We start from the raw sequence: 22677 nt of genomic DNA, 5'->3' as shown, positions 1-22677 counted from the left end.
ATGGCTTTGCGTGTAGTGCAGTGGGCGACCGGGGGTGTCGGACAGGCCGCGATCGAACATATCCTGGCCCATCCCGACCTCGAACTGGTCGGCTGCTGGGTCCATTCACCGGAGAAATCCGGTAAGGATGTCGGCGATATCGTCGGGTCGGACAAGACCGGTGTCATCGCGACCCACAGTGTCGAGGAAATCCTCGCACTGGACGCGGACTGCGTGCTGTACGCGCCGCTGCTGCCCGACGCCGGCCAGGTCCGGGCGATCCTGCGGTCCGGTAAGAATGTCGTCACTCCCCTGGGCTGGTTCTGGCCGACCGATAAAGAGCGGTCGAAGATGGAACCCGCTGCCCTCGAAGGCGGAGTGACCTTGCACGGCACCGGTATCGACCCCGGCGGCGCCACCGAACAGCAGCCGCTTTTCTTCAGCGGATTGTCCTCGGCGATCACCTTCGTCCGCGGTGAGGAATTCTCCGATATCCGCACCTACAACGCGCCCGATGTAGTCCGGCACATCATGGGCTTCGGCGGAACCCCCGAAGAGGCCAAGGCGGGGCCGATGCTCGGCCTGCTCGCGCGCGGTTTCGAACAGTCGGTGCGCATGTGCCTGGATACCCTCGGTTTCGCGGAGGCCGAGATCCGCAGCAGCCACGAAATCGCGGTAGCTACCGCACCGATCGATTCCCCGGCCGGCGTGATCGAACCCGGCCGTGTCGCCGCGCAACGTTTCGCCTGGGAAGCGTTCATCGGCGAGACCAAGGTCGTGCGGGTGGCGGTCAACTGGCTGATGGGCGAGGAAAACCTCGACCCGGCATGGGAATTCGGCTCGGGTGGTGAACGCTTCGAAATCGAGGTCAAGGGCGACCCCGACTGTTCGGTGGTCATCCACGGCTGGCATCCGACCAGTGTCACGGCCGGGCTGCTCCGTAACCCCGGGATCGTGGTCACCGCCGCGCATTGCGTCAACTCGATCCCCACTGTCTGCGCCGCGCCGCCGGGGATTCTCACGTTCGTGGATATGCCCGTGGTCACGGGTCGCGCACACCCAGATCTTGCTGGATAGCAAACGCAGACCGAGTCACCGAAGAGGTACCGGCTGCTTCGGCCGAAGACGAACGAACCGGCTTGTGACCGGTTCGTTCGTGGCCGATCAGACAGCGGCGATCGTGACCGTCAAAGCGACCAGCACTATCGCCTGCAGTCCCACCCGCAGGAAAATGATGCTGTCCCAACGCTGCTGCAGCGCACGGGCATTCTCCGGAATCACTCCGGAAAGCGCCGCCGCCTTCTGCGCCACATTGACCGGCTTGGCGATCCGCGCATACAGAACGAGCCAGACGACCAGCGCAACCACGGCCACCGCCGCCGCTGCTGCCGGCACCGGATGCCCGCCGAATCCCGCCACTACGGCGGCGGCGAGCGCGCTCAGCAATCCGGTGATACCGACCGGCGGCATTCGCGAATCGGCGAAATAGTGCCCCCACCCGGCACTGAGAGTCATGGTGGCGTCGTCGAGCCGCGCATTCACCGAACGCGTGACCAGTGCGGCGACGACGTCTGCGCCGTAGACGACGGCATTGGTGACGACGGCGAGTGCCGCGAGAACTTGGATGGAGATGGCCATTACGGCTCCTGAAGGTAGTTTCTGGTCGGTCGGAATGCTTTATGCGGCCTGAGCCGGTGTATGGGCGCCGGCGCGCTCGCGGATCAACAGCACCCCTGTGAGCGCAACGAAGATGGCGGTTAGCCCGTGGATCCCGAAGGCCGCAGCGGCCGAGCCGTTGTGGAGGAGAACGGTGAGCATGTCGCCCAGCGGGATCAATGCGAACCCGAGCGCCACGACTCCTAGCGCGAACCGCTGTCCAAGTGCGAGCAGTACGAGCACGACGATGCCGGTAACCGTGTCGCGAACTCCCTTGAGGTTCGAGAAAGCTGCCGCTTCGCCGGTGGGCCATACCGGCAACCCGAAGCCGGTTGCGATCCATTCGGGTGCGATCAGGTAACCGATCCCGAAGTACAGGATGAATGCCGCCAGGCTCAGGGACAACACAGTGGCGACGCGGCGAACGGTGATCATGGCCAACTCCATATCTAGCATTGCTATATTGAATAGCGACACTAATCTCTTATCGCTACTTTGTCTAGCGCTGCTAGATTCACGGTATGGGTATCCAGAACAGGCGCGAACGGGAACGAGCCGACCGGCACCGGCTCATCGTCGACACGGCCCGCGAACTGGCCGAAACCGAGGGCTGGGACGCCGTCACCGTCCGCAAACTCGCCGACCGCATCGAATACAGCCAGCCCGTCCTCTACAGCCACTTCGCCGGTAAACGCGCCATCGTCACCGCGGTCGCCCTCGACGGCATCACCGAGGCCGCCGCCGCCCTCCGCCACGCCCGCACCACAGCCCCCGACAAATCCGCAGCTCTGGCCGCCGTAGCCCGCGCATACACCGACTTCGCCGCCGAAAACCCCGCCCTCTACGACGCCATGTTCGTCCTCCCCACCGACCTCACCTTCGGTGACGGCGCCCCCGAACCGCTCCGCAACGCCTTCAGCGAACTGGTCACCACCTTCGCCCCCTTCGCCGCGGAAACCGACGTGGAAACCCTCACCGAAACCATCTGGAGCACCCTCCACGGCCTCGCCACGCTGGAACGCAACAACCGCCTTCGACCAGGTCACCGGACGGAGCGGTTGACGATCCTGCAAGGCTGGCTGGAAGACGCCGCACACGATCCCGCTGAGCCGCACGCGAAATAGTCGCCTGCTACGGCTCGGCATCTACGCGCGGTGACGACTTCGTCGGAGCGGCCCGCAATTCCGCACGGCACCGTACCGGCAGGCTGCGCACGGATCCGGACACCGCCTCATGCTGTCGTTCGTCGGAACCCCAGGGCCGCCCGCTGCGGCCGGATTCCACGTCGGCGGTCTCTATGAATCGCCACCGCGCCGAGAACGGGCTCGGGATCTGCTCATGTGCCGCCCGGCCGGGTCGAACCGGCGGGTCTTCCCACGCGTCTCCGGCGTGTTCGTTCGCGACCCGCGCGACCGGTTCGTTGACCAGCGTGTACCGGTGGGTTTCAATGCAGCCGGCGTCCGAAAGACGTTTCGCTGCTCAGGCTTGTGCACAACTCGTCACACCGCGCCGGTGCCCGGCCGATCCGGAGGCTGTCCGCGGTAGCGCCCGGCGGATGCCGGGGAACGGAGTCGACGATGAGGACGGTCGCATTCGGTTCCGGGGCACTGCCCCGGATAGTCCGCGCCCTGATCACGACGGCACTGCTGCTATCGGGCAGTACAGCGGCAATCCCATCTGCCGGGCAAGCCGACCCACGACCTCCGGCTCCCGACTCCTTCTACGACTACGACCAGCCCCTGACCACCACCGCTCCGGGCACAGTCCTGCGTTCCCGGCCCGCGCCGTTCGCCTTCCCGAAGTTATCCACACCCATCACCAGCACCCAGGTGCTCTACCGGACCACCACTCAGCAGAACACTCCCACCGCGGCAGTCACCACCGTGCTGCGCCCAGTCGTCCCCGGCCCCGCGCGACTGCTGTCGTACCACATGGCCTACGACGCGCTCGGCTCCCAATGCAACCCCTCCTACACGCTCACCGGCCGGACCGACAGCCCCGGCACCATCATGGAGCAGGCCGTGATCGCCGGCTATCTCGCCGCCGGATACACCGTCGTCGTACCCGATTACGAGGGCCTGGACCTGGAGTGGACAGTCGGCCGGCAATCCGGCTACGCCGCCCTCGACGGAATCCGGGCGGCCGAACAGACCCTCGGCCTGCCCGCATCGACCCCCGTCGCGATGACCGGATACTCGGGCGGCTCGGTAGCCACCGAATGGGCCGCCGAGATCGCCCCGCACTACGCCCCCGAACTCGCTCTGATCGGCGCCGCCGCCGGTGGGCTACCCGTCCACCTCGCCCACAACCTCCCCTATGTCAGCGGCAGCACCGACTGGGCGGGCGTCATCCCGGCCATGGTCGTCTCCTTCCGCCGCACCTACGGCCTCGACACCGCCGCCTTCCTCTCCGAACGCGGAGCCCAGCTCACCGCCGCCGTCGAAAACCTCTGTCTCGGGCAGTTCGCGAAGCGCTATCCCGGCCTCACCGACGCCGAAATGGTCCGCGCCCCCTACCATTCCCTGCTCGACGTCCCCGCAGCCGCGGCCGCCGTCAACGACAACATCATGGGCACCGCCGGAACCCCCGCCGTTCCCCTGTTGCTCGCCGTAGGCCAGAGCGATCCGATCGGCGACTCGGTCATGGTCGCCCGCGATATCGAAGCCCTGGCCCACCAGTACTGCGGCCGCGGTGTCCCGGTGACCTACGCCCGATACCAGCACCACGACCACATCGCCGCCTTCGCCCGCTTCCAAGCCGAGGCCGCCCAGTTCCTCACCGACCGTTTCGCCGGCACCCCACCCACGACCAACTGCGCATCCTTCGGCACCGGTAACTCCCTCGCACCAGTCCCCATCCCGGCCCGGTGAGCGCCCATATCTGGTCGGCGTCGCCTAGGAGGCACGTCCAGCCTCGGGAAACCCACCCGGATCATCGGCTACCGCCGTCACCAAAGATTTTGTTAACTCATTCGTGCTAGCATAAATGTGTGCCGATGTTGATCGACCATGAGCAGCGGCGAGCCGAGCTGGCCGTCGCAACCTGGAAAGTGATCCAGCAGAAGGGCGTCGCCGCGGTATCACTGCGCACCGTCGCCGCGGAGGCCGGGTTGTCAACGGGCTCACTCCGCCACGTCTTCCCGACCAAGTCCGATCTACTGGCGTTCTCGATGGAGCTGGTACACCGGCGTTTCAGCGCCCGCGCCGAAAAACACAACACCGAACAGAGCCCCGACCTCGTGGCGTGGCTCTGCGAACTGTTACCGCTGGACGACGAGCGCCGGCTGGAAATGGATGTCAACCTCGCCCTCTTTGCCGAAGGTGGAGCCAGTCCGCCTTCGTTGCGCATGCGGGAGCTCACCGCGACCGGAATTCACGATGTCTGCCGGCACGCTCTGCAGCATCCCGGAATCCGTTCACACCTGCGCGCCGACCTCGATTTCGAATGGGAGGTACGGCGGCTCGCGGTACTCATCGACGGCCTGGCACTCCAGCTACAAGCACGGACCCCACTACTCACCCCGGAATCGGCGGTAAAGATCCTGCGAGACCATATCGAGCACCTGCGCGCGCACTGACCGGACGCTTCCCATGAGCCGACAAGCGCCGGACATCACACCCTCTCTGGAGTATCAATGGCCTCCCTGCCGACCCGATCCCGGATCGTAGCCACTTGGCGCCGAGCCCCTGCCCCGCTCCACTGGCTGGTCTGGTGCGGGGTGGTGAGCATCATCGCGCTCATCGCCCTACCGATCGTCATGACATTCGACCGTGCAGGCGTCGAAACGACGGTCACTCGAGCGAATCCGGATCTGCCACCGGATCAGCTGGAATTCGCCTGGATCGCCTCTCTGACCTACACCTACGTCCTGCATTTCACGAACGTCGCCGTCTTCGCCTGGCTCGGCTGGAAAGTCCTGCTCGGCCGGCGCTGGGCGCGGGTGACACTGACAGTGGTGCTCGTCTTCGTGATCTGCGCGGCGATGATCTCGGCGACAGCCGGCTCCATGTACCTGTGGGCTGTCGTGGTCGGCCATCTGGCTCACTCGGCCGGGTTGGCGTTGTTGTGGATACCGCCCACGGTGCGCGCCTTCTTCCGCACCGTGTCGTCCACCGAACAGACCCCGCGGTTGCGAGCCGGAACCATCGTCAGCAGCCGACCTCGCCTGGCCGAGGTCGAGCGCGCCGCCTACAGCGGCTCGCAGCGACGGCGGCACTCGCCAACGTCGGCTCCCCCGACCTGAGCGGCGTAAAGATCGTCGAGGTCGCCTGCACAAGCAACGCCCGCTGAATCAGCCCCGAACTGTTCCTTTGCTGAGCGCCCGAATTGGGGACGAGACCCCCGAAGCAGCATAGGGCGACACCGAACTACGGCGCGGCGGAGATCTATTCGTAGTGGTGGCGACACGAGAGAATGTGGATCACCTCGTCCTCGACCCGATATACCAACCGGTGCTCCTGGGTGATCCGCCGTGACCACCATCCGGCGAGACTGTGCAACAGTGGCTCCGGCTTACCGATTCCGTCGGCTTGGCCATTGACCATGATGTCATCGAAAAGGCGGTTGATCTTGCGCGCTGCCGCACGATCGTTGGCGACTGTCCATACGTAGTCGCTCCATGCCTCATTGGAAAACTGCAGCTTCACGCCACACCCGCAGAGTCGTCGTCCGCTACGTCCAGACGTTCGCCCGGAACGAATCCGCCCGCCGCGAACTCTTCCAGCCCGCGCTGCAGATGCCGGGCATTGGCAGGCGTGCCGAGCAGATGGGCGGTTTCCTTCAGCGACTCGTATTCACGAAGAGAAACAACCACGGCCGCCTCGTGACCGGCACGAGTGACGACGACCTCTTCCAGGTCATCGGTCGCGGTGTCGAGCACCTTCGCCAGGGTGGCGCGGGCTTCGGTGTAGGAGATCTGCCTCATCCAGGAAGTGTACAGGTTATGTGTACATAGGTCAGCGTTGCTGTACCTGGTCAGTCCATTGACGTCCATCGAACCAGCGCAGTTGCGCAGGATTCCAGCTGTCCGGGTACCAGCCGGGTTGGGGCGCGATAGGCGGCTGCTGCCGGCGAGGCCGACTCGATTTCATAACCGCCACGATCACTATCACCGGCACAGCCACCATCACGAGAAGGATGACGAAGTGCCAGATACTGAGTGTGCCCACGGATTGTCATCCTGTCACCTTGCTCGGCGACTCGGCGAGGGCGGCCGTCCGTTCAGTCGGGATACCGGGCGACAGCCTGTCGACCGGGCAGAGTGCTCGCCGATTCGTCGCAGGATGATGATGCGCTGGCAGCCGCGTGGGAGCTTGGAAAGGCGTTGCGACGAACCGTGACAAGGCGGCCGACTGCGACACCCGCAGGAAGCGTCGAGGTAGGTGGAAACCAGCTGGTTATAGCCGGTTTCCGAGTGGAGCCGCCTAGGAGAATCGAACTCCTGACCTTTTCATTACGAGTGAAGCGCTCTACCGACTGAGCTAAGGCGGCGTGCCTTTCGGCGTCGCGAGTCTATCGTCTCCGGTGGGGGAACGCGAAAACGGGTGGTCAGGATGCTCGAGCGAGGAGGGTGGCGGCCATTGCGGCGAGGGCGAAACGGGGTTTGACGTTGCGATCGAGGGCTTCGCGGCAGGCGAGGACGGCGTCTATCGAACCGAGCAGGCCCTCGGGGCGGATGCGGCCGGCGAGGCTGCGGGCGCGGTCGGCCATATCGGGGTGGGTCATGGTGAGGCCGATGGGGTCGCCGAAGCTCACGGCCAGGGCGTCACGGTAGAGGCCGGCAATATCGAGGAGGGCGCGGTCCAGGGCGTCGCGGCCAGTTCGGGTGGCGCGGGATTTCTGGCGCTTCTCCAGGTCTTTCAGGACGCCCGCGGAACCGCGGGTGGCGCCGGCCGCGCCTTTGCCGGTGCCGCCGGCCCCCAGGGCGGTGGCGAGTTCGTCGCGTTCGCGGTCGTCGCGTTCGGCGCTGAGCTCTTTGGCTTCGTCGTCGGCGGCTTTCACCAGCTCATCCGCCGCGAGGTAGGCGTTACCGCGGAAGACCGCGGCAACCAGGTCGAGCGCGCGGCGGCGGCGGTCGCGGGCCTCGTCGTCGGTGGCGAGGCGGCGGGCGCGGCCCACATGGCCACCACTCACGGCGGCCGCCCATTCGGCGGTTTCCGCGTCCAGGCCGTCGTGGTCGCGCAATACCTGGGCGATGGCGGGCGCCGACGGGGTGACGAGATGGACATGGCGGCAGCGGGACCGCAGCGTCACCGAGATGTCCTCGGGGTCCACCGAGGGGGCGCACAGCAGGAACACCGTCCGTTCGGGCGGTTCCTCGACCACCTTGAGCAGGACGTTGCCCGCGGCTTCGGTGAGCCGGTCGGCGTCTTCGATCACCACGACCTGCCAGCGACCGGTGCTGGGGCGGCGGGCAGCGATCTGCACGATTCCACGCATCTCTCTTGTGGAGATACTCAACCCCTCCGGGATCACCCGGCGGACGTCACCGTGAGTTCCGGCCATCGTGGTGGTGCAGGCATGGCAGTGGCCGCAACCGGGCCGGTCGGGGTCGGTGCATTGCAGGGCCGCGGCGAAGCACAATGCGGCAACGGACCGTCCGGAACCCGGCGGGCCCGTGAACAGCCACGAATGTGTCATCGCCGAGTCCGCGGTGCCGGAGCGGCCCGCCACCGCGGCGGCGGTCAGTTCGGCCGCTACCGTCTCCTGCCCGACCAGCCGATCGAAGACGTCCGTCACGTCCGACACCCTAATGGACCCGCCGGGCCCCGGTTATCCGATGGCCGCGTACGGTCGACGCTCGTCCGGTCGCGCACAAGGCGTGCACCGCTCGGTACGGGCACTGCGATCCATCCGGACCGCACTCTGGTCGACATATCACCGGGCACTTGGTCGGGAGCGGACGTACGCCGAGGTTTCCTCCACGCAGCTGCCGGTCGCGACACGCTCGGCCGGAGCACAGGCGGGGTACGCCTATCCAGCACGCTGGGCGGTGGTGTTCGCACCGTCCAACTGTTCGCGGATGATATCGGCGTGTCCACTGTGGTGGGCAATCTCACGCAGGATGTGCAGGATCAGGAAACGCGCCGACCACCAGACCCGGCCCGGTACCCACGGGTTGGTGGGGGTGGGGATGGAGGCGTCGAGGTCGGCCACCGAGCGAACGAGTTCCGCGGTGTTCGCCGCGACGATCTCCCACTCCGCGAGCAAACCGGCCACGGTTTCCGAAGCGCCGATGCTGTATTGGCCTTCGAAGTCTTCCAATTTCTGTTCCGCGTTCTCGTCGCGGTCCACGAGAACTTTTGTCCACAGCCGTTCACAACTGACCAAATGGTGCAGCAACCCGCCGAGGGTGAGTTCGCTCGCGGTGGTGCGCTGCCTTGCCTGCTCTTCGCTGATACCCCGCACGGTGATGCGGAACATCTCGCGCTGTTCATCCAGCAACTGGACGAGGTCGTCATGCTCCTGGCGGCCGGCCATCAACGCTCCTTCTGATCGGTATCGCGCGTCAGGCTACGGCTCGGGTACGACAGGTTTATTCGCCGTCCTCGGCGGCGGCACGGCTTGCGGCCTGCTTTGCGGGCGCCTTCTTCGCGGCAGCCTTCTTGGCAGTCGTTTTCTTCGCCGTGGTCTTCTTCGCGGTCGTCGACTTCTTCGCGGCGGTAGTGGTCTTCTTCGCCGCGGCCTTCTTCGCCGGAGCCTTCTTCGCGGTCTTCTTGGCCGTCTTCTTCACCGGCCCCCGCGCGCGACGATCGGCCAGCAGTTCCGAGGCCCGTTCGTCGGTGATCGACTCCACCTCGTCGCCCTTACGCAGGCTGGCGTTGGTTTCCCCGTCGGTGACATAGGGCCCGAACCGCCCGTCCTTGATCACCATGGGTTTACCGGTGGCCGAATCATTGCCGAGTTCCCGTAGCGGCGCAGCGGCCGCGGCCTGTCTACCTCGACGTTTGGGTTCGGCATATAACTTGAGGGCCTCGTCCAAGGTCACCGTGAAGATCTGGTCCTCGGTGGCCAGCGACCGCGAATCCGTCCCCTTCTTGAGGTAGGGGCCGTAGCGCCCGTTCTGCGCGGTGATCTCCTCACCGGATGCCGGATCGGTACCGACCACCCGCGGCAGCGACAGCAGCTTGAGCGCGTCGTCGAGCGTAACCGTCGCCGGGTCCATGGATTTCAGCAGCGAGCCGGTGCGTGGTTTCGGGCCGCTGTTCTTCTTCGTCGTCTTCTTGGCCGTCTCGTCCTCCGGCGGTTCCGGCAGGATCTCGGTGACGTAGGGGCCGAAACGCCCTTCCTTGGCGACGATTTCGTGCCCGGTCACCGGATCGACACCGAGTGTGCGCCCCTCCTGCGGTGTCGCGAAAAGCTTCTCCGCAACATCGGGGGTCAATTCGTCGGGCGGCAGATCGTCGGGCAGGTTCGCGCGCTGCGAGGTCGGTTCCGCATCGGGCTTGTCCGGGTCGGTGACCATTCGTTCCAGATACGGCCCGTACCGGCCGACCCGCACCACCACATCGCGGTCCGCGTCATCGGTGAAGAGTTTGATCGAGTTGATCTCGCGGGCATCGATATCGTCGAGGCGCTCCCCGACCATCTTCTTGAGCCCGCCGGACCGCGCGACCGATCCCTCGGCACCGTCGTCTCCACCGAAGTAGAAGCTGGACAACCAGTTTCCGCGCTGGGCCCGGCCGCCGGCGATGGCGTCCAGATCGTCCTCCATGGCAGCGGTGAAATCGAAATCGACCAACCGGCCGAAATGCGATTCCAGCAACCCGGTTACCGAGAACGCGACCCAGGACGGCACCAGTGCGCTACCACGCTTGTAGATATAGCCGCGGTCGAGAATGGTCTTGATGATCGAGGAGTAGGTGGACGGGCGCCCGATGCCCAGTTCCTCGAGCGTTTTGATCAGCGACGCTTCGGTGTACCGGGCAGGCGGATTGGTGCTGTGCCCGTCGGGGTTCAGTTCGACGGCCGTTACGCCCTCGCCCTCCGCAAGCTGCGGCAACCGGGTTTCCGCGTCGTCGGATTGGCCGCCGGCCTCCTCGTCGACACTTTCCACGTAGGCCCTGAGGAACCCGGGGAAGGTGATGGTGCGGCCCGAGGCGGAGAACACACAATCCTCGCCGGTACCGGCCGTGCCGGTGATCCGCAGGGTGAGGGTGGTGCCCTTGGCATCGGCCATCTGCGAAGCGACGGTGCGCTGCCAGATCAGCTCGTAGAGCCGGAACTCGTCGTTGTCCAGCCGGGCATGGAGCTGGCCGGGTGTGGCGAAGGTATCACCGGCGGGGCGGATCGCCTCGTGTGCTTCCTGCGCGTTCTTGACCTTGCGGGTGTACTGCCGCGCGGTCGGGTGCACGTACTCCGCGCCGTAGAGCTGGGTCGCCTGGGTGCGGGCGGCATTGATCGCCGACTCCGACAGTGTCGTCGAGTCGGTACGCATATAGGTGATATAGCCGTTCTCGTACAGCCGCTGCGCAGTGCGCATGGTGCGTTCCGAGGTGAAACGCAGTTTGCGGCCGGCCTCCTGCTGCAGGGTGGAGGTCATGAACGGCGCATACGGTTTGCGGGTGTACGGCTTGGATTCGGCCGAGGTCACCACCAGATCGACACCGTGCAGCGCCTCGGACAGCCGCCGAGCGCGCGCCTCGTCCAGTACCAGGGCACGCGAATCGGCCTTGAGCTGCCCGTCGGAACCGAAATCCCGGCCGGTGGCGACGCGGGAACCGTCGACATCGACCAGCCGCGCGGAGAACACCCGCGGGTTGGCGGTATCGGATTCCCCGCCGGCGTCCAGCCTTGCCGCGATATCCCAGTACTCGGCCGACCGGAACGCCATCCGCTCACGTTCACGCTGCACGACCACCCGGGTCGCGACGGACTGCACCCGGCCCGCCGACAGCCGCGGCATGACCTTCTTCCACAGCACCGGGCTGACCTCGTAGCCGTACAGCCGGTCCAGGATGCGCCGGGTTTCCTGCGCGTCGACCAGGTCGTTGTCCAGGTCGCGGGTATCGGCGGCGGCCGCTTGGATGGCGGGTTCGGTGATCTCGTGGAACACCATCCGGCGAACCGGGACCTTCGGCTTCAGCGTCTCCAGCAGATGCCAGGCGATCGCCTCGCCCTCACGGTCGGGGTCGGTGGCGAGATAGAGCTCGTCGGCGTCGGCCAGCAGACCCTTGAGTTCGGTGACCTTGCCCTTCTTGTCCGGGCTCACCACATAGATGGGTTCGAAGTCGTTGTTGACGTCCACCCCGAGCCGGGCCCAGTCCTGCCCCTTGTATTTGGCCGGCACATCGGCGGCGCCGCGCGGCAGATCGCGGATATGTCCTACCGATGCCTCGACCGTATAGTTCCGGCCCAGGTAAGGCGCGATTTTACGAGCCTTTGTCGGGGACTCGACGATCACGAGACGACGCACGGGACGACCCGCCTCGGCTGCGCTACGGTCTCGTGTTGCCACCGGCGAATCCCTTTCCTTCTCGACCCGCTGGACGCTGCTGGGGCGCAGGACGCGGCTGGATGAACAGATGGTGACGACGAACATCACCACCAGACACGTTTATACCTTGACGCTGCGCGTGGTCGAGCGGTTGCGACCATCGGGCGATGGCGCGTCGATGCCGTTCAGTATGCAGGGCGCGGGGCCACCACAGCACGCACGGTAGGTCACGAAGTCGTGCCTTGTCGAGGTGAGCGGTGTACGAAGACGGTAATCGGCCATCCGTCCGCGCGTGGCGCAATTCGGACGAGCAGGGCCGGCGCCCCGCAGAAAGTGTGACGCGACACCATCCGCCGGAGTCCGATCGCGGGTGCCCGGAAAATACCGGGCCCATGCCGGGATACCCGGATTCCGCGCGGCCGGAGCCGAAGGCCGGAGGCGCGGCGAGCGCACGACCCGATTGGGCGCGGCGGGACGCGCGGGGCTCACGACCGCGGAAGTACACATACTGCACATATAGTTCGTCCCTCGCTCCCGTTACGGGATCGAGGGACGAACTGGGAGGTGTACTCGCTCAGCTGAGCGCACGAACTCCGGTGGCCTGGGGGCCTTTGGTGCCCTGACCAACCTCGAACTCGACCTTCTGGTTTTCCTCGAGGGTACGGAACCCCGAACCCTGGATTTCGGAGTAGTGGACGAAGACGTCCGCAGAGCCGTCTTCGGGCGCGATGAAGCCGAAGCCCTTCTCCGCGTTGAACCACTTCACAGTTCCCTGTGCCATTCTGTTCCTTCTCTTTTCTTACTCGGAACGGCGGACAACTGTTTCATCCACCGGGCCTGTTCCGAACCCCTGTACTCTGGACTCCCGCAGGGCCTTCGTAAGCGGTTCGCAACATCGATCCTGCCAAGGTTTGGACTTTGCATCCGTTCCCTCGAACACAGAAGCTTGCGACCGAGACCCAGTGAACCATGTCTTTGGGAAATTCAACAGCGGAGTTACCGACAATTTGCAAAAAAATTGATCTCGCGAATGCGGCTATAAGGGATAGCCCGGCGGAATCTGAACCTCCGGTATGTTTGCCTACCGATAACCAGCGAGCGGACCGCGTACCCGGCTGTGACCCAGATCGCTATTGGGTATCGAATCCGCAGGCACCGGGCCGCGGACGCCGATGTTTCACATCATTCGGACGCGCAGAGGGTGTGGCGGCATGACTCGCGAGGTCCGATCCGAAGAAAGCTACGGGCGATCGTTGCTGAATCGTGTCCTGCGTGGAGCAGAGGATACCGATTCGCGGCTGACTCATATCGCGGAGGTTCCCGGCCGCGCGGCCCGGACCACCGAATGGCCGATCTGGGCGGCGCCTGCGGTGACCGAGGCGCTGCGCGAGGTAGGTATAGCGGCGCCGTGGAGTCATCAGGCCGCCACCGCCGAACTCGCCCACGGCGGGCAGAACGTGGTCGTATCCACCGGAACCGCCTCCGGTAAATCACTGGGCTACCACCTCCCGGTGCTCACCGCCCTACACGACGACCCGCGTGCCACGGCGCTGTACATCGCGCCGACCAAAGCGCTCGGCGCGGACCAGCTGCGAATGGTCGGCGAGCTCACCCGGCACAAACCGCTCCACCGGATCCCGGTGGCCGCTTACGACGGCGATACACCGACGGAAATCCGCCGGCTGGTCCGGGCGGAGGCGCGGTGGGTGTTCACCAACCCAGACATGCTGCACCTCGGACTGCTGCGCTCCCATCAGCGCTGGGCGCGGCTGTTGCGCCGGCTGCGCTATGTAGTTGTCGACGAATGCCACGCCTACCGGGGGATCTTCGGCTCACATGTAGCGCTGGTACTGCGACGCCTGCGCCGATTGGCCGTCCACTACGGCGCCGACCCGGTGTTCGTCCTGTGCTCCGCGACCGCCGCCGATCCCGCCGCCGCCGCATCGCGGTTGATCGGCTCGGACTGTGTCGCAGTGACCGAGGACGGGTCGCCACGGGGGCCGCGCACCGTCGCGTTCTGGGAGCCTCCGCTACTCACCTCGATACAGGGCGAGAACGGCGCCCCCGTACGACTGGGCGCCACCACCGAGGCAGCCCGGATCACCGCCGACCTGGTACTGGAAGGAGCCCGCACGCTGACCTTCGCGCGATCGCGGCGGGCCGCGGAACTGATCGCCCTGCACACCCGGCAGCGACTGACAGAAACCGCCCCTGAGCTGGCCGACCGTATCGCCGCCTACCGTGGCGGCTACCTGCCCGAGGACCGCCGGGCACTCGAAGCGGGACTCACCGACGGATCACTACTCGCCGCGGCCACCACCAATGCCCTGGAACTCGGCGTGGATATCGCAGGCCTGGACGCAGTGGTACTCGCCGGTTTCCCGGGCACCGTGGCTTCGTTCCGCCAGCAGATCGGGCGGGCCGGGCGGCGGACCCAAGGGGCCCTGGCAGTACTGGTTGCTCGCGACGATCCGCTGGACACCTACCTCGTCCACCATCCGGAAGCCCTGCTGGACCGCCCGGTGGAGGCCACGATCATCGACCCCCACAACCCCTATGTGCTCGGTCCGCAACTGCTGTGCGCGGCCATGGAACTACCTCTCGACGATGCCGAGCTCCATCGCCTCGCCGACCATCATATAGTGGCTGAACTAGCAGGTAGAGGGCTGATTCGCCGGCGACGGGCGAACGGCGGCCACCGCTGGTTCTATACCGCTTCCGAACCACCCCACGATTCGGTCGATGTCCGCGGGGGTATCGGCGCCCCCGTGGCCATCGTGGTCGGCGACACCGGGCGGTTCCTCGGCACGGCGGACGCGGCCCGCGCGCCGGCCACCCTCCACCAGGGAGCGGTACACCTGCACCAAGGCGAGACCTACGTGGTCAACGAACTCGACCTCGAGGGGGGCGTCGCATTCGTACGCGAAGAGACACCGGGCTGGACGACCAGCGCCCGGCAGATCACCTCCCTCACCATTGATTCGATCCGGGAAAGCCGCATGTACGGGCAGGTCACAGCTGCTTTGGCGACGGTCACGGTACACAGCCAGGTCATCGGCTACCTGCGTACCGCGGTCACCGGCGAGGTACTCGATATGGTCGAGCTCGACCTGCCACCGCAGCAGTTGCCCACTACCGCGGTGCTCTACACGCTGACCCCGGACCTGCTGACCCGCGCCGGGATCGCGGCCGCCGATATACCCGGCGCACTACACGCCGCCGAGCATGCCGCGATCGGACTGTTGCCGCTGGTCGCGACGTGTGACCGGTGGGATATCGGCGGTGTGTCCACCGCCGAGCATCCCGATACCGGTCTGCCCACGGTGTTCGTCTACGACGGACAGGCCGGTGGCGCCGGTTTCGCCGAACGCGGTTACGCCCTGCTGCGGCAGTGGCTGGATGCCACGCTGGCCGCCGTGGAGTCGTGCTCCTGCCGCACCGGCTGCCCGTCGTGTGTGCAATCACCCAAATGCGGGAACGGGAACGACCCTCTCGACAAGGCCGGAGCCGTCAGGTTGTTGACGGCCATTCTGGCCGAGCCGGACGGGCCGAGCCGCCCGGCCGGCCTTGCTTGACGAATACACACTGGTCAGTACGTTCGCTGGCTACGGCAACATCTGGCAACGCGCCCACGTCTTCGTCCGATTTAAGAGGAAGATGATCATGTTAACTGAATTGTTGCCCCATAACGGATCGGTAGCTGCGGGCAATGCATCCAAATCAATTCAATAACAAACTCCTATTTCCCGTAGCGAGCCATTAATTGCCCTACCTAAGCGAATGCGGTATTCGTCGTTAACAAATTTCCCCGAAAGCCGATCACCCACCTTCTTCGACCGGGCCTGCACGTGCAATCGCTCGTATACTCCGCGACCCGAACGGACCCGCCGGTACCTTTTCTTCGACCTCGATCAGCACATCCCATCCGGCAACCTCGCATCGGACGACTCCCGCCTTCATACGCCGGCCGAGCGCTTCGGCAGCGGCGCATCCCGCATCGGCACCTCGGGCCAGTTCCGCGGCAGCGGCCAGCGCCGCGAGATCGGCCGCAGCCTGTGCCCGGTGCCGGGCCGCGATCACCCCGCCCACATGCGTGACGAGCACGGTGAGCGCGAGCAACGCGACCAAGGCGAGACACGCGGTCACCGTTGCCGAGCCGTCGTCCCGGGAAAGGCGTGCGGTTTTCATACGCCCTCCCCCGGCTCCCGCGCAGCCACCGCCTCCGCACGCAACTCGAGGGCGGGTAACAGCGGAACATCTGCGGTGACCACCGCGACCACCCGATCGGCCTCGTAGCGCACCGAGATATCCGCACCGTCCGGCGCGACCTGCCGTGCCGTGGGCTCGGCGGCCGCCCGGTCGCCTCGTGCGGCCAGCCGGGCAGCCTCCCGGGCCGCGTCGACACAGCGCACCTGGGTGACCGCCGCGAAGACCGCACCCACGCACAGGGCGACCGCCGCGGCCAGCGCCGCGAGAGCAATCGCGGCCTCGACAGTCACCGAACCGGCCTCGTCCCCCAGCACCGCCGGTGCACGCGCAGCCGCAGAGGTTATGGGGCCGGACCGCCGGTGAGTCCCGCCCCGCTCGCTAGACACTTGTGTTCAAAGCCTTTTCGATGATCCCGGTCAGCGCGTCGGGGATACTCTCGCCGGTCACCACCGTGTACAGGACGGCACCGAACGCCGCCGCAGCGATCGTGCCGATCGCATATTCCACGGTGCTCATCCCCTCGTCCGCGACCGCGGCATGCAGCAGACGGGCATTGAACTCCCGACCGGCCGTACATAACCGCCGTACCGGCCCACATCCGATCATTTTCCGCATCTGTATCCCCCTTCTCACGACCTCGTACGGCCGGTCCGTACGCAGGTACATCTCGGTATCCGGCGGCTGCGATCACAGCAGTGCACCGCCCAGCACCCGGCCTGCCAGCCCCACGATCACCGGGACGATGCCCAGGCAGACGAACGCCGGCAGGAAGCACAGGCCCAGCGGGCCGCCGATGAGCACTCCGGCGCGCTCGGCCCGCGCGGTCGCTGCTTCCTCGACCAGGGCACGGTGTTCTTCGGCCAGCTCACCCACCGCCGCCGCCAGCGAAGACCCGGAGCGGGCCGACCGGCGGGCCAGCCGGGCCAGAGCTTCGAATTCGGGTTCCGCGGCTTCCGGCTCGGCCGGTGCCCAGGCGGTGGCCGGGTCGGCACCCATGGCGAGCAGGTCGGCGGCATGCTGTAGCGGTGCCGCCAGGCGGGCGGGGCATGTGGGCACCACGGCGCGGACCGCAGCATCGGCCGGCAAACCGGCACGTAGACACGCCGCCAGCAGATCGAAGAGGGTCGCAGTCGCTACCGGATCGGCCGGACCGCGCATACCCGGTACGGCCGATCGTCCCTCGACCGGGCCGGCACACAACCGCGCGATCACCGGCGCACGAGCCGGGATCAGCAATAAAGCAGTGGCTAGTAGCAGATAGGACCATACCGGACCGGCTGTCATCGGCAGCTCCCGTGCGGCAGCGCCCGGCAGCCCGGATACCACCCGGGCTCGAACCCATATCGAAACCACTGGTCCGGTCGGCAATCGCGGCAGGCAAGCGGGCTCATTGCGATACCACCCGATGTGTTATCTCATCGGCCCATAGCAATCCGGCACAGGCCAGGCCTGCGCCGAGTGGCAGCAGATAGGTCCCGATCCCGGAGGCAAGGAGAACGCGTAGCGGATCGGCCCCCATCAGCTGCCCCAAACCGATGCCCAGCACCGGCAGGATCGCCAGGATGGCTGCCGTGGCACGGGCGCCGGCCAGGGCCGCTTCCGTCCGGTTGCGAAATTTGGTCCTGGCTGCCAGGTCGGCCCGGGCCGCCGACAACAGATCGGCCAGAGCGAGCCCGTGCCGTTCGGCGACCCGCCAAGCATCCGCGACCCGGGCCAGTTCGGTGGCGACCACCGTTCCCGGGCACAGCATCCCGTCGGCCCCGGATCCGCCCAGCCGGCTGCGGGCAGCGCCGACCGCGAACGCCTGTGCCGCGATTCCGGAGGTTTCGCGGGCAGCGACGGTGGCAGCAGCGCTGGGGTGTGCACCCACCTGTAGTTCCGCGATCACGGCCGCCAAACCGTCGAGCAGGTATCCGCATTCGGTGCGATGCCGCCCGGACCTGCGGGTCCGGCGCACCCGCACCGCAACGGTTGCCCCGACGAGAACTGCGGCGACGAGTGCCCCGCTGCCCAGACCCAGCGCCACCGCACCGCCCAGACCGGCGAGGCAGTGGAGGGGTCGGTGCACGGGGATTCGGCGCCTCTGCTTCGAACGGAAAGACTGCGCATATCGCCGCTGAGCAGCCGTTGCCGGGAGGACGAGCAGTCCCAGCGCTATACAGCCGAGGGCTGCGATCGCCGGCCCGGCCGGTTCTCCGGGAATCATTCGCCCAGCCGTTCTTCGAGCAACCCGGCCAGCAGCGCCGCTCCGGCCCCCGAGCCACCGAGACTCCAGGCCGGGCAGATCTCGACCCAACCCTGGCCATTCCGTCGCACCACGCCGATTTCCCGGAGGACGCGCGCACCGTCGGTACGCCGCTGAACATGCAGTACGACCTGGACCGCGGCGGCCAGCTGACTGTGCAAGGCGGGACGATCCATACCGCCCGAACCGGCGAGCGCCTCGAGCCGGGCCGGAACCTCATGTGGCGAATTGGCATGTACGGTCCCCGCGCCGCCGTCGTGTCCGGTGTTGAGGGCGGTGAGCAGGTCCACGACCTCTGCACCGCGCACCTCCCCGACCACGATGCGATCGGGCCGCATCCGCAGCGCCTGGCGCACCAGATCGCGCAGCGTGATCTCACCGGCGCCTTCGATATTCGCCGGGCGGGCCACCAGCCGTACCACGTGGGGATGTGGCGGCGCGAGTTCGGCGGCATCCTCCACGCAGACGATTCGCTCCCCCGCCGCCACCTCGGCGAGCAGTGCCGACAGCAGCGTAGTTTTCCCTGCTCCCGTTCCGCCCACCACCAGGAATGCGAGCCGGGCCCGGATGATCCTGCGCAACAGAGTTTTCGCTTCGGCCGAAACCGTCCCTGCCCGGGACAGGGCGTCCAGGCCCTGGGTGGCCGGACGCAGGACCCGCAGCGATAGGCAGGTGCCGCCGAGCGCGACCGGTGCGAGCACCGCGTGCAGGCGAACGCCGAAGTTGTTACCCAGGACGAGTTCCCGCCCCGAGAGCCGGCCGTCCACCCAGGGTTGCGCGTCGTCGAGCCGGCGGCCCGCCGAGAGCGCCAGCCGCTGGGCCAGGCGCCGTACCGCGGCCTCGTCGGGGAAGGTTATCGAGGTTTTCTCGACCCCGTGCCCACGATCGACCCATACCGCGTCGGGCGCCGTCACCAGAACGTCGGCAACTGCCGGATCGTGCAGCAGCGGTTCGAGTACGCCGGCGCCGGTGAGTTCGGTCTGCAACAGCCGCAAGGCGCGCAGGAGATCGGTATCACCCAGCATTCCGCCCGCTTCGGCCCGGATGGCCGCCGCGACCCGCGCCGGTTCGGGCTCGGCGGATTCGCCGGCCAGCCGTCGGCGCACCCGGTCCAGGAGTTCGGCTGTGACTACGGTGTCCTCGGCGCCGGTGGTCATCCCGGGAGCCGTTCGTCCGGTGGGCTCAGTACCGCGAGAACCGCATCGCAGGCGGTGCGCAGTGGACCACGCGGTAACCGCAGGCCACCACGTTCCAGGCGGGCGCCGAGGCCCGGCTGTGCGCGCACGGCGGCCAGGAGCGGCAGTTCGAGGACCCTGGCGATTTCGTGACCGCGGAGATTACCGGGGGCCGGACCGCGGACCACCAGCCCTTGGTTCGGGTTCCGTTCTGCAATCCACCGCGCGACGGCCTCGGCCGCAGCCACAGCGCGCAAGCGGGCAGGCACGACGAGCACCACCAGATCCGCAGCGTCCAGTATCCGGTCTATATGGGGGCCTCGTTCGCTCGAAATATCGCAGACGACGAGATCGCCTGCCCCGCGGGTTGCTTCGATCACCGCATGGACGGCAGCGGCGCCGATGGGACTCGCCCGGCCCGCGCCGCGGCCGCAGGACAGCACCGACAGGCCCGCGCCGGCACCGGGTAAGGCGTTGTGTAGTTCGGCGGCGGCCACCCGGCCGTCGTCGATGACCAGATCGGGCCAGCGCAGGCCGGGCGTGCCCTCGATACCGAGCAGCAGATCCAGGCCGCCGCCCTGCGGCACGCCGTCGACGAGCACGGTATGCGGCCGGAACCGGGAGGTGGCCGATCGCAACGCAATCGCCGCGGCCAAAGTGGACGCCCCTGCACCGCCACCGGCGCCGGCCAGGGCGATGACGACTCCGCCGTCGGCGTGCTGTTCGGCGTATTCGGCGAACTTCTCGATGAGCCCGACCGCCGCGGCGGGCAGCGCGACCACCCGTTCGGCGCCGATCACCGCCGCCGCCTGCCAATCGCCCAGTTCGGGTTCACCGTCGGTGACGGTGACCACCCCGTTGCGCCGTGCCGGCGCGGCCGCCGCACATTCCACCGCGGCCCGGGTATCCAAGACGATGAGAGGCGCCACCGACCAGATATGCCGGCCCGCCGGTGGATCGGCCTCCTCGATACGCCGCCCGGCCGCCGCGGCCACCCGGCGGACTTCCTCGCGGAGCCGGTGATCCCGGATGACCACCAGCACAGCGGGTTCGGTCTTCTCCGCGGTGGTCGTGTCGTGGTCCATAAATGCCAGCGTGGCCGACGAAACCCCGGCCGAAGTGCGTCGTGGCGGCGATTGTGGACAACTCGCGGGCTGTGGACAACTCTGCGGGACGCGACCGTCCCCTGAATAGAGGACGGCCCCAGCCGGGGGGGGAGGAGGCTGGGGCCGTCGGGGTTCAGCCCCGGGGGGTCGGGCTGAACGCGCCTGGAACATGTCCAGGTGACAGCCATACTACACCCAATCCCCGACGGGAACGCAAGCCCCGCGACAAAGAAGTTCGCCGGTTCACACCCGCTATTGCATGCCGGAAGAAAGCACAGGTCAGGACCGCCGAATGCACCCGGCGGCGCAGACACGCCAGGTACGAATATCTATCCTGAACCCGTGACGGACTCCGACGATTCGACACCGCTGACCGACGATCACCCCGGCATGAACAGCCGTATCGCCGCCTTCTTCGACCTGGACAAGACGGTGATAGCCCGCTCGAGCACCTACGTGTTCAGCAAACCGTTCTTCGCCGAGGGTCTGATCAACCGACGCGCGGTGCTGGAGAGCAGCTATGCCCATTTCATATTCCTGCTCTCGGGAGCCGACCACGATCAGATGGAGCGGATGCGCGCCAACCTGACGAATATGGTCGCCGGCTGGGATGTCGCCCAGATCCGGTCGATCGTGGCCGAAACCTTGCACGACCTCGTGGATCCGCTGATCTATGCGGAGGCAGTCGATCTGATCGCCGATCACCGGATTCGCGGCCACGATGTGGTGATCGTCTCCGCGTCCGGGGAAGAAGTGGTGGCGCCGATCGCCGAGGCGCTCGGGGCCACCCATACCGCCGCTACCCGAATGGAGGTCGTCGACGGTAAGTACACCGGTGCCGTCGACTTCTACTGCTACGGGGAGGGCAAGGTCACCGCCATGGAAAAACTCTCCGCCACAGCGGGTTACGACCTGTCGCGGTGCTACGCGTATTCGGATTCGATCACCGATCTGCCGATGCTCTCAGCGGTCGGCCATCCGACCGCGGTGAATCCCGACCGGAATCTCCGGCGGGAGGCAACAGCGCGGGGCTGGCCGGTCCTCACGTTCTCCAACCCGGTTTCGCTGTGGTCACGGTTTCACGCACCGTCGAAAACGACGGCCACCGGTATTGCAGTCGGCCTGAGTGCGCTGGCCGCCGGCGCGCTCACCTATCGACTCCTGCGCCGCCGCTGAAGATGGCTATTCACCTGGTCTTATAGCATAAGCCTCCCATTTACGGGACCGTTCGGGGAATGTTCGGTGATGTTCCGCGAAGCCTTGATGTGAGTGCGCTCACAGTGTAGAAATGGAGTCACGGAAGGACGGAAGGCCAAGGCGCAGCCGGAAGAGAAGGCTCCGCCTCCCGACCCACCCTTCCCAGCACGGACACCAGGTACCCACGCGGAGCTCGCCGCGACAAGGGCAGGAGTGTTGTGGGCCTGCGAAATCCGGTTCGTTGCCGGCGATGGCCTCGCATAGCTGCGGGGATGAGCTGCTGCGGAGCCCGGAGGAACGCCGAGGCCGGAGAACACAACCCATTTCAGCACGCATGGTAACCGGGTAGTCCGTGCTCGCGGGCGGTGAGGTCCAAGGACCACGCCGCCCGCTTTAATGTGCGGGTATCGCCGCGTTCCGGGGCCGGCGAACACGATGGTTCATCCGCAAGGCACTCAGCCGGCTGCCGCCTCCGCGATCGACATCGCTTCCCGGGCGCCGTCTTCGAGTGCCCCGCAACAGAAGACCACCCAGCCGCCGACTCCCGCGGCGGTACCGGCACCGAAACCCGCCGCCGCGTCCAGGTAGGCCTGCCGGCGCCGCAACAGGAACACCTCCGGCACACCGAGCGCATGCGGATCCAGCCCGGTGGACACGGTCACCAGTCGCGATGCC

At 66.8% G+C, this 22677-nt stretch carries 23 protein-coding genes, 1 tRNA gene and 1 pseudogene; 7 read left to right on the top strand and 18 right to left on the bottom strand.

Translation table 11 applies throughout. The annotated features are described in order from the left end of the window. The gene (locus ON22_RS01475) at positions 1–1056 is read left to right on the top strand and encodes an NAD(P)H-dependent amine dehydrogenase family protein (protein ID WP_033243947.1); all 1056 of its coding nucleotides are present in this window, start codon (positions 1–3) and stop codon (positions 1054–1056) included. Positions 1057–1143: 87 nt separating this feature from the next. Here the strand turns inward: ON22_RS01475 and ON22_RS01470 are convergent, their stop codons facing one another. Together ON22_RS01470 and ON22_RS01465 are read right to left on the bottom strand one after the other, a co-directional pair. Next, complete coding sequence (locus tag ON22_RS01470) at positions 1144–1617, bottom strand: hypothetical protein (RefSeq protein ID WP_033243946.1); 474 nt, start codon at positions 1615–1617, stop codon at positions 1144–1146. Between the two features lie 39 nt (positions 1618–1656). Next, the gene (locus tag ON22_RS01465) at positions 1657–2070 is read right to left on the bottom strand and encodes a DUF4267 domain-containing protein (RefSeq protein ID WP_231508538.1); all 414 of its coding nucleotides are present in this window, start codon (positions 2068–2070) and stop codon (positions 1657–1659) included. Between the two features lie 86 nt (positions 2071–2156). Here ON22_RS01465 and ON22_RS01460 point away from each other — a divergent pair, with 86 nt between their 5' ends. From ON22_RS01460 to ON22_RS01445, 4 genes are all read left to right on the top strand, one after another. After that, positions 2157–2759: a TetR/AcrR family transcriptional regulator gene (locus tag ON22_RS01460; RefSeq protein WP_051157048.1), complete on the top strand. Its 603-nt coding sequence runs from the start codon at positions 2157–2159 to the stop codon at positions 2757–2759. A gap of 453 nt (positions 2760–3212) precedes the next feature. Then, on the top strand, positions 3213–4505 hold the full coding sequence (locus ON22_RS01455; protein WP_081595248.1) for a lipase family protein: 1293 nt from the start codon (positions 3213–3215) through the stop codon (positions 4503–4505). Positions 4506–4630: 125 nt separating this feature from the next. Then, the gene (locus ON22_RS01450; protein ID WP_051743114.1) at positions 4631–5212 is read left to right on the top strand and encodes a TetR/AcrR family transcriptional regulator; all 582 of its coding nucleotides are present in this window, start codon (positions 4631–4633) and stop codon (positions 5210–5212) included. Positions 5213–5356: 144 nt separating this feature from the next. Beyond that, the gene (locus ON22_RS01445) at positions 5357–5878 is read left to right on the top strand and encodes a hypothetical protein (RefSeq protein WP_156052275.1); all 522 of its coding nucleotides are present in this window, start codon (positions 5357–5359) and stop codon (positions 5876–5878) included. Between the two features lie 142 nt (positions 5879–6020). On the opposite strand, the gene ON22_RS01440 is transcribed toward ON22_RS01445, so the two are convergent. From ON22_RS01440 to ON22_RS01410, 8 genes are all read right to left on the bottom strand, one after another. Beyond that, positions 6021–6281 (bottom strand): Txe/YoeB family addiction module toxin, encoded by a 261-nt coding sequence (locus ON22_RS01440; RefSeq protein ID WP_033243943.1) that lies wholly within the window; start codon positions 6279–6281, stop codon positions 6021–6023. Next, entirely contained in the window at positions 6278–6559 is a 282-nt protein-coding gene (locus ON22_RS01435; protein WP_033243942.1) for a type II toxin-antitoxin system Phd/YefM family antitoxin, read from the bottom strand. The genes ON22_RS01440 and ON22_RS01435 overlap by 4 nt, the downstream gene beginning before the upstream one ends. Before the next feature lie 31 nt (positions 6560–6590). Beyond that, the gene (locus tag ON22_RS38465) at positions 6591–6725 is read right to left on the bottom strand and encodes a DUF2510 domain-containing protein (protein WP_373280836.1); all 135 of its coding nucleotides are present in this window, start codon (positions 6723–6725) and stop codon (positions 6591–6593) included. Positions 6726–7049: 324 nt separating this feature from the next. Continuing rightward, positions 7050–7125 (bottom strand) — tRNA-Thr (locus tag ON22_RS01430). Between the two features lie 57 nt (positions 7126–7182). After that, the gene (locus tag ON22_RS01425; protein ID WP_033244490.1) at positions 7183–8373 is read right to left on the bottom strand and encodes a DNA polymerase III subunit delta'; all 1191 of its coding nucleotides are present in this window, start codon (positions 8371–8373) and stop codon (positions 7183–7185) included. A 234-nt stretch (positions 8374–8607) separates the two neighbouring features. Beyond that, positions 8608–9114 carry a mycothiol transferase gene (locus ON22_RS01420; RefSeq protein ID WP_033243941.1) on the bottom strand — a complete coding sequence of 169 codons (507 nt, stop codon included), beginning with the start codon at positions 9112–9114 and terminating at the stop codon, positions 8608–8610. Positions 9115–9169: 55 nt separating this feature from the next. Continuing rightward, on the bottom strand, positions 9170–12091 hold the full coding sequence (gene topA, locus ON22_RS01415) for a type I DNA topoisomerase (RefSeq protein WP_051157051.1): 2922 nt from the start codon (positions 12089–12091) through the stop codon (positions 9170–9172). Between the two features lie 553 nt (positions 12092–12644). Beyond that, entirely contained in the window at positions 12645–12851 is a 207-nt protein-coding gene (locus ON22_RS01410) for a cold-shock protein (protein WP_011206895.1), read from the bottom strand. Between the two features lie 430 nt (positions 12852–13281). Here ON22_RS01410 and sftH point away from each other — a divergent pair, with 430 nt between their 5' ends. Then, positions 13282–15645: a DEAD/DEAH box helicase gene (gene sftH / locus ON22_RS01405; protein WP_051157047.1), complete on the top strand. Its 2364-nt coding sequence runs from the start codon at positions 13282–13284 to the stop codon at positions 15643–15645. A 244-nt stretch (positions 15646–15889) separates the two neighbouring features. Here sftH and ON22_RS01400 read toward each other — a convergent pair whose 3' ends face one another. The 7 genes from ON22_RS01400 to ssd all read right to left on the bottom strand — a co-directional run bounded on the left by ON22_RS01400 (position 15890) and on the right by ssd (position 20784). Further along, positions 15890–16258, bottom strand: coding sequence for an Rv3654c family TadE-like protein (locus tag ON22_RS01400; RefSeq protein WP_033243940.1), 369 nt, complete (start codon positions 16256–16258; stop codon positions 15890–15892). After that, entirely contained in the window at positions 16255–16569 is a 315-nt protein-coding gene (locus ON22_RS01395; RefSeq protein ID WP_231508537.1) for a TadE family type IV pilus minor pilin, read from the bottom strand. Before ON22_RS01395 ends, ON22_RS01400 begins: the two co-directional genes overlap by 4 nt. An 88-nt stretch (positions 16570–16657) precedes the next feature. Then, a complete protein-coding gene (locus ON22_RS01390) occupies positions 16658–16885 on the bottom strand; it encodes a DUF4244 domain-containing protein (protein ID WP_051157050.1) in 228 nt (75 codons plus the stop codon). An 81-nt stretch (positions 16886–16966) separates the two neighbouring features. After that, positions 16967–17563: a type II secretion system F family protein gene (locus ON22_RS01385; RefSeq protein WP_033244486.1), complete on the bottom strand. Its 597-nt coding sequence runs from the start codon at positions 17561–17563 to the stop codon at positions 16967–16969. Between the two features lie 103 nt (positions 17564–17666). Beyond that, positions 17667–18347 (bottom strand): type II secretion system F family protein, encoded by a 681-nt coding sequence (locus tag ON22_RS01380; protein ID WP_306306574.1) that lies wholly within the window; start codon positions 18345–18347, stop codon positions 17667–17669. Positions 18348–18481: 134 nt separating this feature from the next. Next, entirely contained in the window at positions 18482–19681 is a 1200-nt protein-coding gene (locus tag ON22_RS01375) for a TadA family conjugal transfer-associated ATPase (RefSeq protein WP_033243938.1), read from the bottom strand. Continuing rightward, positions 19678–20784, bottom strand: a complete 1107-nt coding sequence (ssd, locus tag ON22_RS01370) for a septum site-determining protein Ssd (RefSeq protein ID WP_051157045.1) — start codon at positions 20782–20784, stop codon at positions 19678–19680. The genes ON22_RS01375 and ssd overlap by 4 nt, the downstream gene beginning before the upstream one ends. 411 nt (positions 20785–21195) lie before the next feature. Here ssd and ON22_RS01365 point away from each other — a divergent pair, with 411 nt between their 5' ends. Next, a complete protein-coding gene (locus ON22_RS01365) occupies positions 21196–21981 on the top strand; it encodes an HAD family hydrolase (RefSeq protein ID WP_051157049.1) in 786 nt (261 codons plus the stop codon). 476 nt (positions 21982–22457) lie between these two features. Here ON22_RS01365 and ON22_RS01360 read toward each other — a convergent pair. Then, positions 22458–22677, bottom strand: a pseudogene (locus tag ON22_RS01360) (oxidoreductase); the annotation flags it as partial.

The organism is Nocardia carnea NBRC 14403 (assembly GCF_000308515.1).
GTDB classification, from domain to species: Bacteria; Actinomycetota; Actinomycetes; order Mycobacteriales; family Mycobacteriaceae; genus Nocardia; species Nocardia carnea.
This window is presented reverse-complemented; position numbering and strand designations above follow the sequence as displayed.